This window comes from Sphingopyxis sp. (assembly GCF_036675685.1).
Taxonomy (GTDB): Bacteria; Pseudomonadota; Alphaproteobacteria; order Sphingomonadales; family Sphingomonadaceae; genus Sphingopyxis.
In genome coordinates, this window is the sequence record NZ_JAKFEM010000004.1 from 102,818 (window position 1) to 118,058 (window position 15,241).

Genomic DNA, 15,241 nt, shown 5'->3' on the forward strand with positions numbered 1-15,241 from the left:
GATCGCCGCAGGCAGGCAATACGCGTTCGTCGAACGACGAACGGCAACGACGAGTTGGGACTTAGCGCCCCGCGCGCGCCAACAGCGCCCGCGCCGCCGCGACGTGCATATCCTCGATCATCCGGCCTTCGTGGCGCTGTGCCCCGCCCGTCGCCGCGGCGACAAGCGCTTCGGCGGCGGCGATCTCGCGGGCCGACGGGGCGAAAGCGGCGTTGCACGGATCGACCTGCGACGGATGGATCAGCGTTTTGCCGTCGAAACCGAGCCGCCGTCCTTCGGCCGCCTCGGCGACAAAACCCGCGGCATCGTCGATCGCGTTATAGACGCCGTCGAACCCCCAGACGCCGCCCGCGCGCGCGGCCAGCACGATCGCCTGGATCGCATGGCCCATCGCACCGCGATCCATCCCGTCGGGAAGCTTCAGTTCATGCGCCAAGTCGTTAAGCCCCGCGATCAGCCCGGCGACGGCGGGATCGGCGGCGATGTCGCGCGCGGCATAGATCGCCACCGGCGTCTCGATCATCGCCAGCACGGCTATGCCCAGCCCGCGCGCCGGGCCAAGATCCCCCGGCGCGTCAACCTTGGGGAGGACGACGGCGTCGAGCGTCAGGTCGGCGAGCGCTGCGATGTCCGCCGCCTGCTCGGAGCTGCCCGTGCCGTTGATCCGCACCGCGACGCGCTTTCCCGGAAAGCCCGCCGCCACCGCTGCGCGCATCGCCGCGCGTGCTTCGGCCTTGCGGTCCGCGGGCACGGCATCCTCCAGGTCGATAATCAGCATGTCGGCGGCGAGTCCCGCCGCCTTTTCAAGCGCGCGCGCGTTCGATCCCGGGACATAGAGCAGCGAGCGCGGGGCATATTCACTTGGGGTCATGCGCTTTTCTGTGGCGCAAGCCTGCCATTGCCGCAATAAAGAAGCGGACTTGCAGATCGCAATTTGCGGAGGGGAAGCGCGATGGATATCTGGTTTGCTGCTGCGGTGGTCGTCCTGGCCCTGGTGTTTCTGCTCTGGGCGCTGACCCCGGTGCGGCAGGGCTATGCCTATACGATCGAACGCTTCGGCCGCTTCACGCATACGGCGCAGCCGGGGCTCAATTTCATCATGCCGATCTTCGACCGCGTCGGCCGCAAGGTGAACATGATGGAGCAGGTGCTCGACATTCCGGGCCAGGAAATCATCACCAAGGACAATGCGATGGTCGCCGTCGACGGCGTCGTCTTCTTCCAGGTGCTCGATGCCGCGAAGGCCGCCTATGAAGTCAGCGACCTTTACCTTGCGATCATGAACCTGACGACGACGAACCTCAGAACCGTGATGGGGTCGATGGACCTCGACGAAACATTGTCGAAGCGCGACGAGATCAACACCCGCCTGCTGCATGTCGTCGACGATGCGACGACACCGTGGGGGGTCAAGATCACCCGCGTCGAGATCAAGGATATTCGCCCGCCCGCCGACATTTCGAACGCGATGGCGCGGCAGATGAAGGCCGAGCGCGAAAAGCGCGCCAACATCCTCGAGGCCGAAGGCATGCGCGCTTCCGAAATCCTGCGCGCCGAGGGCGAGAAACAGGGCCAGATCCTGCAGGCCGAGGGGCGCCGCGAAGCCGCCTTCCGCGACGCCGAAGCGCGCGAACGCGAAGCCGAGGCCGAAGCGAAAGCGACGCAGATGGTGTCCGACGCGATCGCCGGCGGCAACGCACAGGCGATCAATTACTTCATCGCGCAAAAATATGTCGAGGCCGTGAGCCAGTTCGCAACCAGCCCGAACAGCAAGACGATCCTGTTCCCGGTCGAGGCGACGCAGCTGATCGGCACGCTCGGCGGCATCGGCGAACTTGCCAAGGATGCCTTCGAAAGGAAGGCGGGAGCGTGACATGCCCGATTGGCTGACCAACATGGAACCGCATTGGGCGTGGCTCTCGCTCGGTGTCCTGCTCGCCGCGGCGGAGATCGTCGCACCGGGGTTCTTCCTGATCTGGCTCGGCGCCGCAGCGATCGTCACCGGGATCATCGCGTGGATCGTGCCGATCGCCATCCCGGCGCAGCTCGCGATCTTCGCCGTCCTGTCCTTCGTCGCGCTCTATGGCGCACGCCGCTGGCTGAGGGCGAACCCGATCACCACGACCGACCCGCACCTCAACCAGCGCGGCGGCCGCCTGATCGGCGAAGTGTTGACGGTGACCAAGGCGATCGAGGACGGCCGCGGCCGCGCCAGGGTCGGCGACGGCGAATGGCCGGTGCGCGGCCCCGACGTGGCCGAGGGAACCAAGGTCCGCGTCGTCAGTGCCGACGGCGGTGTGCTGGTGGTGGAGCCGGCCTAGGCATCCCGCAAACCTCGTCATTGCGAGGAGCCGAAGGCGACGCGGCAATCCAGAGTTGGCGGTAACCGTCCTGGATCGCTTCGCTCCGCTCGCAATGACGATATTTTATCCCCCGCGCGGCCGAGAATAGACCGCCACAACATGCCCCAGCGCGTCGCTGTCGCCAATGCGGCGAAAGCCGAGCTTGGTCGACACGCGTTCCGATGCCGCATTGCCAAGGTCGATGATGCAGCGCACCTCGGCGGCGTTGAGGTTTTCGTCGGCCCAGCCCAGCACCGCGCCCATCGCTTCGGTTGCAAGCCCGCTGCCCCAATGGTCGGCGTCGAACGCCCAGCCCGCTTCGGGCACGCCTTCCAGTTCGGGCATGCCGCGGCAAAAATAGCTGAGCCCGCCCTGCCCGATCAGCGCGTCGCTCGCCCCATCGGCGAACACCCAATATCCGAAGCCCATGACCGGCCACAGTCCGGCCGAACTCAGAAACTTGCCCCAGCTGACGTCGGGCGCGCGGGGTTCGCCGCCGATGAAGCGGGTGACGCGTTCGTCGGCCCACATCGCGACATGGACGTCCTTGTCGGACAGGCGTTGCGGACGCAGGCGCAGGCGGCGGGTCTCGATGACGGGAGGCGCTGTAAACATCGCGCGGGTGTGCCGAAGCTGACCCAAACGGTCAATCGGGGATCAGATAATGGTCGAACAGGTCGTGCAGCACCGCCTTGCCGTCGACTTGCCCCTTGGCGCGCAGCACCGCGAGCGTGTCGACGCGCGTCAGCACGTCGACATGTTTCAGCACCACATGATATTGCGGCCGGTCGCGGAAATCGTGAAACAGGAAGATGCACTCGGGCTTGCAGTGGATGATCGACTGCAACAGGCACGCGACACGAAAGCGCCCGTCGATCAGCACCGCATCGGGGCTGCCATTGAGGTTCCGCCAGATTTGGGTGTGATAGCGCGGCCAGTCGCGGATCCGGCTTTCGTCGGCGGGATAACCCCACTCGCCCACCGGCCCGATGTCGGCGTGAAAGGGAGTGAATTCAACGACTTCGTGCGCAACATCGGCCTGGACCTTGCCCAGCCAGGCGGGATCGCTGTCGACGCTGACGATCCGGCGAACCTGCCGCGCCGCAACCAGCGTGCTGCCGCCGCAGCCGAACTCGAGCAATGAGGCGAGCCCCGCCAGTTGCAGTTCGAACTGCGTGATCTCCGCCGCGGTCATATGTGGCTGCATGGTCCCCTCCACCCATCGAGGGTATGGGACCGGGGGCGCCGCGTCCAGCCGGCTTCACCGGCCATGAAAATTTCTCCGCGGATGAGGGGGCCCAGAGACAGGGAGAGAGAACTGCTCTGGACCCCCGCAACCGCGGAGAAGGACGATCAGGCGGCCGCCAATTCTTCGCGCGGCGCCGACGAGTGCGCCGGCATGATTGCGGCGGCATAGTCGCTTTCATATTTCTTGATCAGCGCGCGATCGTCGTGATTCCACGGGTGGAACCCTGGCATGAAATAGCTGAGCCAGGGCACGAAGCTGCGGCGGAGGATACCCGGCTTGCCTAGCAGATACCACCAGATGCGCGCCGTGACGCGCCAGCCGGCCAAGCCGTCCTGGCGGAGCAGCGCCTTCATCCCCTTCACCCGGCGCGGCCAGAAACGCGAGGTGACGAGCAGCATCATCAGCGACTTGGTGCGCCACCGGCGGAGGCGGCTCCAGTCCTTCGTCGCGTGCAGCCAGGTGTCGTAGGCGACGCCCTTATGCTCGATTTCCTCGATCGCGTGCCATTTCCACAAGGCCGCCCATTCGGGCTCGGCGCCGGCGTACATGCGGTCGTCGCGCAGCATCGTCGCCGCCATCATCGCGGTATAATGTTCGAGCGCGATCGTCGCCATCAGGTTGACGATCTGCGGGCGCGATTTGATCTGGTCGAGGACGTGGTTCACATCGGCTTCGAGTTCCGACAGGTCGTAACCCGCCTCTGCCGCCTTCTTGTTGAAGACGACATGCTCGCGGCTGTGGATGACTTCCTGCTGGGTGAAGGCGCGGATTTCACGCCCCAGCTTCTCGTCGACGCCGTCGCGATGCGCCTTTACCGCCTCGATAAACATCGCCTCGCCGCGCGGAAAGGTGACCGACAGCGCGGTGTGGAAAGCCGAGGCGATCGGATCACCGTTCAGCCACCAGCGGCCCTGTTTGTCGTCGCGGCCGAAACGCATGTCGCGCGGCGTGATCGACAGATCCTGCGGGGTCGGGACATGGGAAAGGCTGGACATATGGCTCATACCGTCGAAAAGGGGATGTCGGGGTCGAAAATAGGGTTTACTTACACATATGTCAATAGCGAAGAAGCGCCTGAGTCCCGAGGAAAGCCGCTCGGCAGCACTCGAGGCCGCGCGCCATATCCTGATCGAAATGGGCCCGGCGGCGGTGACGCTAAAGGCCGTTGCGGCGCGTATCGACCGCACCCACGCCAATCTACTCCACCATTTCGGCAGCGCCGCGGGGCTGCAAAAGGCGCTCGCCGCCTATCAGGCCGAAACCGTGTGCGCGACGATCGGCAAAAAGATGGCCGAATCGCCGCCGGGCGAACGCAATGTGCGCGAGATCGTCGACCTCGCCTTCGACGCCTTCAATGAGGGTGGCGCCGGCGCGCTCGCGACGTGGATGGCGGCGACGGGCAACGACGACGCGCTCGACCCGATCGTCGACGCGATCCACAAGCTGATCGACGGCATGTCGCCCGACGCGCACGAAAAACGGCTGATGCACGAGGATACGCTTGCGCTGGTACTGATGGCGCTCGGCGATGCGCAGCTCGGCGGCCCGATGGCCGAGGCGCTCGACCTGCCGCGCGATACCTCGCGGGTGCTGGCGACCGAACTCATCACCGGGCGGATCGCGAACTTCTGGGCCGAGCATGGCGGGAAGCCGCAAGCCTAAAGGCTGGTAATTTTGCGTCGTGCACGCTAGGGCCGCGCCAATCCCCACTTTCCGTTCGCATCGAGCGAAGTCGAGATGCCCCTCGGTCGTAGGCCCCGACGGGTGTCTCGACTTCGCTCGACACGAACGGGATTGAACGTTTAGTCTCCCGCTTTCGCCCCAAAAGGCCCCGCCATGCATTTCCTCGACCAAGCCAAGATTTATATCAAATCCGGTGACGGCGGCCCCGGCGCCGTCAGCTTCCGGCGCGAAAAATATGTCGAATATGGCGGCCCCGACGGCGGCAACGGCGGCAAGGGCGGCGACGTCATTTTCGAAGCGGTCGCGGGCCTCAACACGCTGATCGACTTTCGCTACACCCAACACTTCAAGGCGAAGCGCGGCACCCCCGGCGCGGGGCGCGACCGCACCGGCGCGGGCGGCCCCGATCTGGTGATCCAGGTCCCGATCGGCACGCAGATCCTGGGCGACGACGAGGACCGCAGCCTGCTCGCCGACCTGACCAAGGAAGGCGAACAGCTTGTCTTCCTGCGCGGCGGCGACGGCGGGCGCGGCAATGCGTCCTACAAGACGTCGACCAACCGCGCACCGCGCCAGCACGGTCCGGGCTGGCCGGGCGAGGAAATGTGGGTTTGGCTGCGGCTGAAGCTGCTCGCCGATGCCGGCCTCGTCGGTCTGCCCAATGCGGGCAAGTCGACCTTCATCAACGGCGTGACCAACGCACAGGCGAAGGTCGGCGCCTATGCCTTCACGACGCTGCGCCCGCAGCTCGGCGTCGTCAGCCACAAGGGGCATGAATTTGTCGTCGCCGACATTCCGGGCCTGATCGAGGGCGCGGCGGACGGAGCCGGAGTCGGCGACCGCTTCCTCGGCCATATCGAACGCTGCCGCGTGCTGCTGCATCTGGTCGACGCGAACGACGAGGATGTCGCAACCAGCTATCGCATCGTGCGCGACGAACTCGAAGCCTATGGCGCCGACCTGACCGACAAGCCGGTGATCGTCGCGCTGAACAAGATCGACACCCTCGACGACGAGCTGGTCGCGGCGCTGTCGGCGGAGCTTGCCGAAGAAAGCGGGCATCCGGTGATGGCGCTGTCGGGCGCGAGCGGGGCGGGCGTGCCCGCGGTGCTCGACAAGCTGCTCGAGATCATCGGCCCCGAAAAGCGCAAGACGGTGGACGGCGGCGAAGGCGAAGACACGGCCGACTGGTCGCCGATCTAACTCAGCGCGCTTCCAGCACCATGTTGAACGGTCCTTCGGTCGCACGCCGCACGATTTCGAAGCCGCCTTCGCGAACGATGCGCGCCAGCCTGTCCTCGCCCGCCTGTGCGCCCAACGCTTCGCCAATCTCCTGATCGAGCGACGTCGGCACGCAGATCATCGTCGACGCGTTATAATAGAGCCGCCCGACCGGGTTCATATTGTCGGCGGGCGCGTTGCCCGCGATCGGCTCGACGATCATCCAGGTGCCGTCCTTCGCCAATATCCGCCGCATATGGGCGGCGCAGCCGCGCGGATCGCCCATGTCGTGCAGGCAGTCGTACATGGTGACGAGGTCGAATTCCTCCTCTTCGATTTCCTTGGCCGTCGCCACTTCGAAGCGGACACGGTCGCCATAGCCATGATCCGCCGCGTGGCGCCGCGCCTCCTCGATCGACGGGGCGTGGAAATCGAAACCGACGAACCGGCTCTCGGGATAGGCGTCGGCCATCAACAAGGTCGAAAAGCCGACGCCGCAGCCGACGTCGGCGACCCTTGCCCCGCGCCGTAGCCTGTCCTCCACGCCGTCGAGCGCCGGTATCCACGCCTGGACGATATTGTTGACATAGCCGGGGCGGAAAAAGGCCCCCGTCGCGCAGAACAAGCAGCCGGCATGATCGCCCCACCGCACCCCGGTGCCGCGGCGGAAACATTCCTCGACCTTGGGTTCGGCCTCGATCATCGCGGCGACCAGTTCGAACGCGCCGGCAAGATAGACCGGGCTGTCGCGGTTCACGAATATCATCGCCTGTTCGGGCGACAGGCTGAACCGCTCGGTGACCGGATCATAGTCGACATATCCGCCGGCCGTCTGCGCCAGCGCCCATTCGCGAACATATCGCTCATGCAGATCGCCCGCCCGCGCGGCCAGTTCGGCGGCGTTCGCGGGCGCTTCAGCCAAGGCGTCGAACAATCCCAGCCGGAACCCCAGGCGCACGGTCGGCACGCTCATCGCGCCGCCCAGATCGCCAAGCATCTTCCCGACGAAAGCGTGCAGCTTTGCTTCATCGATTACGGGCGCCATCATTTTTCTCCCCGGATCAAGGTAATGTGGTCAGCGACTCTCCAGAAGGCTCGATGGTGGTGCGAGCCTATCACAAGCGGCGCCGAATATCACGGACGGCAGGCACCGCTATGCGTCACCGCGGCCTTGATCCGGGGTGACGAGGAGGGGAGCGGTGTGGGTGTTGGCCCGATACTCGACAAGCTGCTCGAGATCATCGACCCCGAAAAGCGCAAGACGGTAGACGGCGAAGGGAAGACACGACCGACTGGTCACCCATTCAGGAACGAAAGGGACGCGCGGACGCTTTTATCACCGAACAACAAGGAAATCCTGATGGCCAAGCATCGGCGGGACTGGCGCTTGGCTATACGTCCGGCGGGGGTCGCTGAGGCATTTCCGCTGCCAGTCCCGATGCCGTCACGCGCCGATCAGGATCAGCAGCAACGCAGCGGCCATGAGCATCCAGCCGGGATGGCGGCCGCGCGTCGCCCAGCAATTCAGTACCATTGCGTGAAAATAAAACGCGCCGACGACCAGCGCGACGGGCAACCGAAATGGCGGCGCCCATCCGCTGCCGACCGCGATCAGCGCCAATCCGCCCGCAAGCCAGGCGATCGTGCTGAGATGAAGAAGCGGTGAAACAAGACGCCGGATGCCGGCAGAAGTCGGCGTGCCAGCGAGCGCGCGCTCAATAGGACGGATCATCATCCGCTGCATGAGGATGCCGTGAAAGACCGCAACCGCCGATCCCACCACACCCGCCAGCGTCAAGGCGATATTTTGCCAGACCATAACCATACACCTCTGTATGGTTGTTTAGGCGATAGGTGGCGATTGTCAATACACCGATGTATGGAGGGGCGATGACCGACCGCCTGACGAAGACCAATTGGCTCGACCACGGCCTGAAAACGCTCGAGAAAGACGGTATTCACGCCGTCAAGGCGGACCCGATGGCCAAGGCGCTCTCGGTATCCCGCGGCAGTTTCTATTGGCATTTCCGTGATATAGCCGACTTTCGCGCGCAGCTTTTGACGCGATGGCGGGAAAAGATGACCGACCGGATCATCGAGGATCATCCCGTCGCCGACACCGGCGCCGATCAATTGCGGCGGCTGATCCGCCGCGGTTTCGGCACCAGACAGCGGCTGGACCATGCGGTGCGGGCGTGGGGCGCCGATGACAGCGAGGTCGCAAGGCTGGTGGCCGAGGTCGATGCCCGGCGCGTTCGCCATATTGCCGAACTGCTCCGTGCGGCTGGTGTCGAAAAGGCGCCAGCCATGGCGCGCGCGACCTTTCTCTATTGGGCGGTGCTCGGTCAGGCGCTTGTCGCCGATCCCTCGATCTCGTCGCTCGACATGTCGACGATCGACGAGATCGGAGGGCTGCTCGCATCGCCCGGCCTCGCCACATAATTTCGGTGTGACCGTCACGGCCGATTGGCACATGTTGCGATGCACGCTAACGCACGGGCGATGTCTTTCTTCCCGCCTTCCGCCTGCCCCCGGCTGATCGTCAAGATCGGCTCGGCGCTGCTCGTCGACGAGGCTGGCGCGGTCCGCCGCGACTGGCTCACGGGCATTGCCGCCGACATTGCCGAACGCGCGCGCGCGGGCCAGCAGGTTGCGGTCGTCTCGTCGGGCGCGATCGCGCTCGGTGCGCGGCGGCTGGGACTGGCCAAGGGCGGGCGCGGCACGCTGGAAGATGCGCAGGCCGCCGCCGCGACCGGGCAGATCGCGCTGTCGCAGGTCTGGGCCGAGGTGCTGGGCGCCGAAGGGCTGACCGCGGCGCAGATATTGGTGACGCTCGACGATCTCGAGCATCGCCGCCGCTATCTCAACGCCGCCGCGACGCTCGACCGGCTACTCAGCCTCGGCGTGGTGCCGGTCATCAACGAGAACGACAGCGTCGCGACCGAGGAAATCCGCTTTGGCGACAACGACCGCCTCGCCGCGCGCGTCGCGCAGGCAGCGGCAGCGGGCGGCGTGATCCTGCTCTCCGACATCGACGGGCTGTACGACCGCAACCCGGCAAAGGAAGGCGCGGTCCATATCGCGCGCGTCGAGCGTATCGATGCGCGTATCGAAGCGATGGCCGATACCGGCTCGGCGTCGGGCATGGGATCGGGCGGCATGGTGTCGAAGATCGCCGCGGCGCGCATCGCCAATGCCGCGGGGGCGCATCTCGCCATTGTTTCGGGGCGCATCGACCGGCCGCTGTCGACCGACGCGCGGCACACGCTGTTCGTCGCCGAAAAGGGCGCAAGCGCGCGCAAGGCGTGGCTCGCGGGCGGGCTTACCGCCAAGGGCCGGCTGGCGATCGACGCGGGCGCGGTCCGGGCGCTGCGCGGCGGCGCGAGCCTGCTCGCCGCGGGGGTCAGCGGCGTGTCGGGCGCCTTCGCGCGCGGCGACGTGCTCGACATTGTGGGTCCGGATGGCTTGGTGGTGGCGCGCGGCCTCTCCGAATATCCCGGCGCCGACGCCGCGAGCATCGCCGGTCTGGGCCGCGATGCGCAGGAAGCCGCGCTCGGCTACGCCCCCCGAAGCGCCATGGTCCACCGCGACCATATGGTGCTGCTGTGACCATCCCGGTGCTCGCGATGACCGGCGCAACCGGCTTCGTCGGCGGCGCGACAATGCGCCAGGCGGTTGAGGCTGGCTGGCAGGTGCGCGCGCTCACCCGCCGACCGCAAGCGGAGCGCGATGGCGTTACCTGGATTTCGGGCGCGCTCGACAAGCCCGATAGTCTCGCCGAAATGGCGCAGGGCAGCGATGTCGTCATGCACATCGCGGGGGTGGTGAATGTCCCGACCCGCGCCGCGTTCGAGGCGGGCAATGCGACCGCGACCGGCCATGTCGTCGACGCGGCGCGCGGCGCGGGCGTCACGCGCTTCGTCCATGTCTCGTCGCTCGCGGCGCGCGAACCCGGTCTCTCCGATTATGGCTGGTCGAAAGAACGCGCCGAAATCGTCGTCAAGGCGAGCGGGCTCGACTGGACGATCGTGCGCCCGCCCGCGGTCTTCGGCCCCGGCGACACCGAAATGCTCGACCTGTTCCGCATGGCGCGGCGCGGGATCGCGCTGCTGCCGCCGGGCGGGCGCATATCGGCGATTTATGTCGACGAACTCGCGCGGCTGCTCGTCGCGCTCGCCGCCGACCGCGATGCCAGCATCGGCGCGATCTACGAACCCGACGACGGCCATGCGGGCGGCTGGTCGCACCGCAGCTTCGCGCACGCGATCGGGCGCGCGGTCGGGCGGAGCCATGTCTCGACGCTTGCCATCCCGGCGACGCTGCTCAAGGCGGGCGGCCGGCTCGACAAGATGGTGCGGCGGAGCCGCGCCAAGCTGACCCCCGACCGCGCGCGCTATATCGCGCATCCCGACTGGGTCGCGGCCGAGGGCGCCTGCCCGCCGGCGGACCTGTGGCGCCCCGAACAGGATACCACCGACGCGCTGGCCGAAACCGTGCGCTGGTATCGCCGCGAAGGCTGGCTCTGACGTCGCCTATGGGGCACGGTGGCCCGCCGGTCGAAGCGTGCATTGCCAAGGGCGAGCCGCGTCCCTAGGTTTGGTGCATGACCGACACCACCGCGAACACCCCGAATGATCCCGCCGGCCCTTGGGCAATCCCCGTGCGCCGGGCGCTGCCGGGCGACGACAAGCCCAAATCGACGACCAGCTTTCCGCGCAAGGTGTGGCACCTGCTCGTCGCGATCAAGGACGCGCTTGCGCTCATCTTCCTGCTGCTCTTCTTCGTCCTGCTGTTCGGCTTGCTCGCTGGACGCCCCAATGCCGGGCTGCCGGTCAGCCAGGGTGCGCTGCTGATCGAACTCGACGGCATCGTCAGCGAGCAACCGTCAGAGGTCGACCCGCTCGCCGTGCTGTCGGGCGGCGCGCAGCTCAAGGAAATCCGCGCCCGCGATGTCGTCCATGCGCTGGAGACCGCCGCCGACGACAAGCGTGTGACCTCGGTCGTGCTCGACCTCGACCGCTTCCTTGGCGGCGGACAGGTTTCGCTCGCCGAAATCGGCGCCGCGGTCGACAAGGTTCGCGCGAAGAAAAAGCCGGTGCTCGCGTTCGCCACCGCCTACACGACCGACAGCTATCAGGTCGCGTCGCACGCCAGCGAAATCTGGGCGGACAGCATCGGCGGCGTCGCGATCGCCGGACCGGGCGGGTCGCGTCTCTATTACAAGGGGCTGATGGACCGGCTGGGTATCACCGCGCATATCTATCGCGTCGGAACCTTCAAAAGCGCGGTCGAACCCTTCCTGCGCAGCGACCAGTCGCCCGAGGCGAAGGAAGCCGATCTCGCCTATGCCAGCGTATTGTGGGAGAATTGGCTGACCGACGTCAAAAAGGCTCGGCCGGCGGCCAAGATCGACGCCTATATCGCCGACACCGCGGGTGCGGTGAAGGCTGCGGGCAACGACCTGTCGAAAGCGTCGCTCGATGCGGGGCTGGTCGACAAGCTCGGCAGCCGCATGGCGTTCAGCACCCGCGTCGCCGAGATCAGCGGCGCGGCAGACGACAGCAAGCCGTGGGAATATAGCGCGATCCCGCTGGAAAACTGGGTCGCCGCCAATCCGCCCGAACAAAAGGGCAGCGCGATCGCGGTCGTCCCCATCGTCGGCGAGATCGTCGACGGCGAGGCGCCGAGCGGCGTCGCGGGCGGGGAAACCATCGCCCAGCACATCCTCGATGCGGCCGCCGACAGCAGCATCAAGGCGATCGTCCTGCGCGTCGATTCGCCCGGCGGGTCGGTGCTCGCGTCCGAGGAAATCCGCCAGGCGCTGCTCGCCGCCAAGGCGAAGAAGCTGCCGATCGTGGTATCAATGGCGAATGTCGCGGCATCGGGCGGTTATTGGGTCGCCACCCCCGCCGACCGCATTTTTGCCGAGCCCGAGACGATCACCGGATCGATCGGCGTGTTCGGCATCCTGCCCAGCTTCGACCAGGCGCTCGCCAAGATCGGCGTCAACGCCGACGGTATCGCGACGACGCCGCTGTCGGGCCAGCCCGATGTGTTCGGCGGCGTGAACGACGAATTCAACGCGCTGGCGCAGGCGAGCGTCGAAGACATCTACGCGCGCTTCACCGGCCTTGTCGCCAAGAGCCGCAAGCAGCCGATCGAGAAGATCCGGACGATCGCCGAAGGGCGCGTCTGGGCGGGCGGCACCGCGCGCCAGATCGGCCTGGTCGACCAGTTCGGCGGCCTGCCCGATGCGATGGCGGCGGCGGCGAAGCTCGCCAAGGTCGACGGCGATTTCCACGCCAAATATTTCGAGGACGAACCGAGCGCGTTTTCGAAGATGCTCGCGAGCTGGTCCGGCGCCGAAGAGGAAACCGCGGCGCTGCCGCGCGGCTGGTTCGGCATCGCGGCGATGAATCGCCAGCTGACCGAACGGCGGCTGATCCAGGATCTGACGATGCTGACCGAGGTAGGATCGGTGCAGGCATCGTGCCTCGATTGCCGTGCCTACCTGCCCGCCGTGCCGCGGCCGGGCAAGGCCGAGGCCAAGGGCTTCTTCGCCACGATGGCGTTGCTGCTGCGTTAGCTCCCCTCCCGCAAGCGGGAAGGGAGAGGTTACGCCGCCACCGCCGCCGTTTCCTTCGCATGCCCCGCAATCGCATCCGCCAGCGTGTCGACCAGCGCGAGCGGCAGGTCGTGCCCCATGCCCGGGATCGTCAGCAGCCGCGCGCCGGCGATATGCTCGGCGGTGTCGCGCCCGCCGGCGATCGGCACCAGTGGATCATCCTCGCCATGGATCACCAGCGTCGGCGCCTTGACCGACTTGAGCAGCGAACGCCGGTCGCCATCGGCGACAATCGCCGCCATCTGCCGCGCGACGCCCTGTGGATAGAAACCGCGCTCGAAATCGGCGCGCACGCGGCGCTGCAACCGTTCCTCCGCCGCCGGATAGCCTGGGCTACCGATCACGCGCGCGGCGCGGACCGAATAGGCGATCATATCCTCGGGATCTCCACTCATCGGGCGGTTCGCGAGCACCTGCATTGCCTCTTTCTGCGCCCGCGGCAGGCGGCGGTTGCCGGTGGTCGACATCACCGAGGTAAGCGACAACGTACGACCCGGATAACGCGCGGCGATATGCTGCGCGATCATGCCGCCCATCGACGCCCCTACGATATGCGCGCGCGCGATCCCCAGATGGTCGAGCAACGCCATGCCGTCGGCCGCCATGTCGGCGAGCGTATAGGCGGGGCGCACCGGCAGCCCGAATATCGATTTGACGACCATCCATTTGATGTTCGGCACACCCGCGGCCTCGAAGCGTGTCGACAGGCCGACGTCGCGATTGTCATAGCGAATGGTGCGAAAACCATGCGCGCTCAGTGCATCGACGAACTCGTCGGGCCATAGGGTCAGTTGCCCGCCGAGCCCCATCACCAGCAGGATCGCGGGTGCGTCCTTCGGCCCCTTGTCCTCATAGGTAATGCTGATGCCGTTGGCGGTCGTCTGCGCTGTCGTCATGCTGCGGAAATCCCTTGTCAGATTTCTGTTATCATGGCGCAGTTGACGCCAACGTCAAGCTGGCCAGCCTAACGGTCGGCCCTGGGATCGCGATAGGCGGGCAGCGCCAGCGACCAGCGGATCGCCGCGCCGCGCAGGATGAAGCCCGCAACCGCGCCGACAACCGCCGCAACCGGCGTTCCGGCACCGATCCAAAGCAACAGCAGGAACAGGCCCGAAGCAAGCGCCGCCGCGGTGACATAGATTTCGGGGCGCACGATGATCGACGGCACGCCGGCCAATATGTCGCGGATGGTGCCGCCGACGCAGCCGGTGATGACGCCCATCAGCAGCGCGGGCACCGGCGGCACGCCCCAGGCAAGCGCCTTGGCGGTACCAAAGACCGCATAGGCCGCAAGCCCGATCGCGTCGGCCCATTCGAGCAATTGCCCATGCCACCAGCGTTCGGGGGTCATCCAGACGACGAGCGAGATGGCGATGCACACCGCGGCGATCGCCCCATCCTGCACCCAGAAGACGGGCGCGCCGATCAACAGGTCGCGCACGCTGCCGCCGCCAACCCCGGTCACCAATGCAAAGAAGGCCGCGGTGACCAGCGTCTGCCGCAGCCGTACCGCCATCAGCGCACCCGAAAGCGCGAAGACGGCGATCCCGGCGAGATCGAGCAGGCGGACGAGCGTTTGCGTATCCATCACCCGCGGCGCTATCATCGCACGGGGGACGGCACAATGGGCCGGGAGACGGGGAGGAGAGGAGCCAATGGAAGGCGGATGCAGCTGCGGCGCGCTACGTTACCGGATGACAACGCCGCCGATGATCGTCCATTGCTGCCATTGCAGCTGGTGCCAGCGCGAGACCGGCAGCGCCTTCGTGCTCAATGCGGTGGTCGAAAGCGACCGCCTCGAGGTCGCGGGAACGCCCGATTATGTCATGACGCCATCGGAAAGCGGCAAGGGCCAGGAGATAGCGCGTTGCCCGCTATGCCGTGTCGCGCTGTGGAGTCACTATTCCGGTTCGGGCCGCCGCTCCGCCTTCGTCCGCGTCGGCACGCTCGACGATCCGGCGCGGTGCCCGCCCGACGTGCACATCTTCACGAACAGCAAACAACCTTGGGTCGTCTTGCCCGACGATGATAAGATCTTCGCCGAATTTTATCCGTCGCCCGAGAAGGTATGGAGCGCGGAGGCGCAGGCGCGATGGCGCGCACTCCTCGCTGCAGGGTAAC

General features: G+C 66.5%; 17 protein-coding genes. 9 read left to right on the plus strand and 8 right to left on the minus strand.

Features of this window, described 5'->3' with window-relative positions:
* Nucleotides 1-61: 61 nt before the first annotated feature.
* The gene (locus tag V6M50_RS01660; protein WP_332816795.1) at nucleotides 62-871 is read right to left on the minus strand and encodes an HpcH/HpaI aldolase/citrate lyase family protein; all 810 of its coding nucleotides are present in this window, start codon (nucleotides 869-871) and stop codon (nucleotides 62-64) included.
* 81 nt (nucleotides 872-952) lie between these two features.
* On the opposite strand from V6M50_RS01660, the gene V6M50_RS01665 reads away from it, so the two are divergent.
* Both V6M50_RS01665 and V6M50_RS01670 read left to right on the plus strand, forming a co-directional pair.
* Nucleotides 953-1,873 (plus strand): SPFH domain-containing protein, encoded by a 921-nt coding sequence (locus V6M50_RS01665; RefSeq protein WP_332816796.1) that lies wholly within the window; start codon nucleotides 953-955, stop codon nucleotides 1,871-1,873.
* A 1-nt stretch (nucleotide 1,874) separates the two neighbouring features.
* Nucleotides 1,875-2,321, plus strand: a complete 447-nt coding sequence (locus V6M50_RS01670) for an NfeD family protein (protein ID WP_332816797.1) — start codon at nucleotides 1,875-1,877, stop codon at nucleotides 2,319-2,321.
* A 105-nt stretch (nucleotides 2,322-2,426) separates the two neighbouring features.
* Here the strand turns inward: V6M50_RS01670 and V6M50_RS01675 are convergent, their stop codons facing one another.
* The 3 genes from V6M50_RS01675 to V6M50_RS01685 form a co-directional block, all read right to left on the minus strand.
* Entirely contained in the window at nucleotides 2,427-2,957 is a 531-nt protein-coding gene (locus tag V6M50_RS01675; protein ID WP_332816798.1) for a GNAT family N-acetyltransferase, read from the minus strand.
* Between the two features lie 31 nt (nucleotides 2,958-2,988).
* Nucleotides 2,989-3,549, minus strand: a complete 561-nt coding sequence (locus V6M50_RS01680; RefSeq protein ID WP_332816799.1) for a hypothetical protein — start codon at nucleotides 3,547-3,549, stop codon at nucleotides 2,989-2,991.
* Nucleotides 3,550-3,695: 146 nt separating this feature from the next.
* Nucleotides 3,696-4,586 carry a metal-dependent hydrolase gene (locus V6M50_RS01685; RefSeq protein ID WP_332816800.1) on the minus strand — a complete coding sequence of 297 codons (891 nt, stop codon included), beginning with the start codon at nucleotides 4,584-4,586 and terminating at the stop codon, nucleotides 3,696-3,698.
* 58 nt (nucleotides 4,587-4,644) lie between these two features.
* Here V6M50_RS01685 and V6M50_RS01690 point away from each other — a divergent pair, with 58 nt between their 5' ends.
* Together V6M50_RS01690 and obgE are read left to right on the plus strand one after the other, a co-directional pair.
* The gene (locus V6M50_RS01690; protein WP_332816801.1) at nucleotides 4,645-5,253 is read left to right on the plus strand and encodes a TetR/AcrR family transcriptional regulator; all 609 of its coding nucleotides are present in this window, start codon (nucleotides 4,645-4,647) and stop codon (nucleotides 5,251-5,253) included.
* Between the two features lie 174 nt (nucleotides 5,254-5,427).
* The gene (gene obgE / locus V6M50_RS01695) at nucleotides 5,428-6,477 is read left to right on the plus strand and encodes a GTPase ObgE (protein ID WP_332816802.1); all 1,050 of its coding nucleotides are present in this window, start codon (nucleotides 5,428-5,430) and stop codon (nucleotides 6,475-6,477) included.
* Between the two features lies 1 nt (nucleotide 6,478).
* Here obgE and V6M50_RS01700 read toward each other — a convergent pair whose 3' ends face one another.
* Both V6M50_RS01700 and V6M50_RS01705 read right to left on the minus strand, forming a co-directional pair.
* A complete protein-coding gene (locus tag V6M50_RS01700; RefSeq protein WP_332816803.1) occupies nucleotides 6,479-7,543 on the minus strand; it encodes a class I SAM-dependent methyltransferase in 1,065 nt (354 codons plus the stop codon).
* Between the two features lie 396 nt (nucleotides 7,544-7,939).
* Nucleotides 7,940-8,293 carry a hypothetical protein gene (locus tag V6M50_RS01705; protein ID WP_332816804.1) on the minus strand — a complete coding sequence of 118 codons (354 nt, stop codon included), beginning with the start codon at nucleotides 8,291-8,293 and terminating at the stop codon, nucleotides 7,940-7,942.
* 92 nt (nucleotides 8,294-8,385) lie between these two features.
* On the opposite strand from V6M50_RS01705, the gene V6M50_RS01710 reads away from it, so the two are divergent.
* The 4 genes from V6M50_RS01710 (at nucleotide 8,386) to sppA (ending at nucleotide 13,081) form a co-directional block, all read left to right on the plus strand.
* Entirely contained in the window at nucleotides 8,386-8,937 is a 552-nt protein-coding gene (locus tag V6M50_RS01710; protein WP_332816805.1) for a TetR/AcrR family transcriptional regulator, read from the plus strand.
* A gap of 60 nt (nucleotides 8,938-8,997) precedes the next feature.
* Nucleotides 8,998-10,104: a glutamate 5-kinase gene (gene proB / locus V6M50_RS01715; protein WP_332816806.1), complete on the plus strand. Its 1,107-nt coding sequence runs from the start codon at nucleotides 8,998-9,000 to the stop codon at nucleotides 10,102-10,104.
* Nucleotides 10,105-10,121: 17 nt separating this feature from the next.
* Nucleotides 10,122-11,021 carry an NAD-dependent epimerase/dehydratase family protein gene (locus V6M50_RS01720; RefSeq protein ID WP_332816896.1) on the plus strand — a complete coding sequence of 300 codons (900 nt, stop codon included), beginning with the start codon at nucleotides 10,122-10,124 and terminating at the stop codon, nucleotides 11,019-11,021.
* A 77-nt stretch (nucleotides 11,022-11,098) separates the two neighbouring features.
* Entirely contained in the window at nucleotides 11,099-13,081 is a 1,983-nt protein-coding gene (sppA, locus tag V6M50_RS01725) for a signal peptide peptidase SppA (RefSeq protein WP_332816807.1), read from the plus strand.
* Nucleotides 13,082-13,110: 29 nt separating this feature from the next.
* Here the strand turns inward: sppA and V6M50_RS01730 are convergent, their stop codons facing one another.
* Both V6M50_RS01730 and V6M50_RS01735 read right to left on the minus strand, forming a co-directional pair.
* A complete protein-coding gene (locus V6M50_RS01730; RefSeq protein ID WP_332816808.1) occupies nucleotides 13,111-14,016 on the minus strand; it encodes an alpha/beta fold hydrolase in 906 nt (301 codons plus the stop codon).
* Between the two features lie 68 nt (nucleotides 14,017-14,084).
* Nucleotides 14,085-14,708: a trimeric intracellular cation channel family protein gene (locus V6M50_RS01735; protein ID WP_332816809.1), complete on the minus strand. Its 624-nt coding sequence runs from the start codon at nucleotides 14,706-14,708 to the stop codon at nucleotides 14,085-14,087.
* A gap of 67 nt (nucleotides 14,709-14,775) precedes the next feature.
* On the opposite strand from V6M50_RS01735, the gene V6M50_RS01740 reads away from it, so the two are divergent.
* Nucleotides 14,776-15,240: a GFA family protein gene (locus V6M50_RS01740; protein WP_332816810.1), complete on the plus strand. Its 465-nt coding sequence runs from the start codon at nucleotides 14,776-14,778 to the stop codon at nucleotides 15,238-15,240.
* The last annotated feature ends 1 nt before the right edge of the window (nucleotide 15,241 follow it).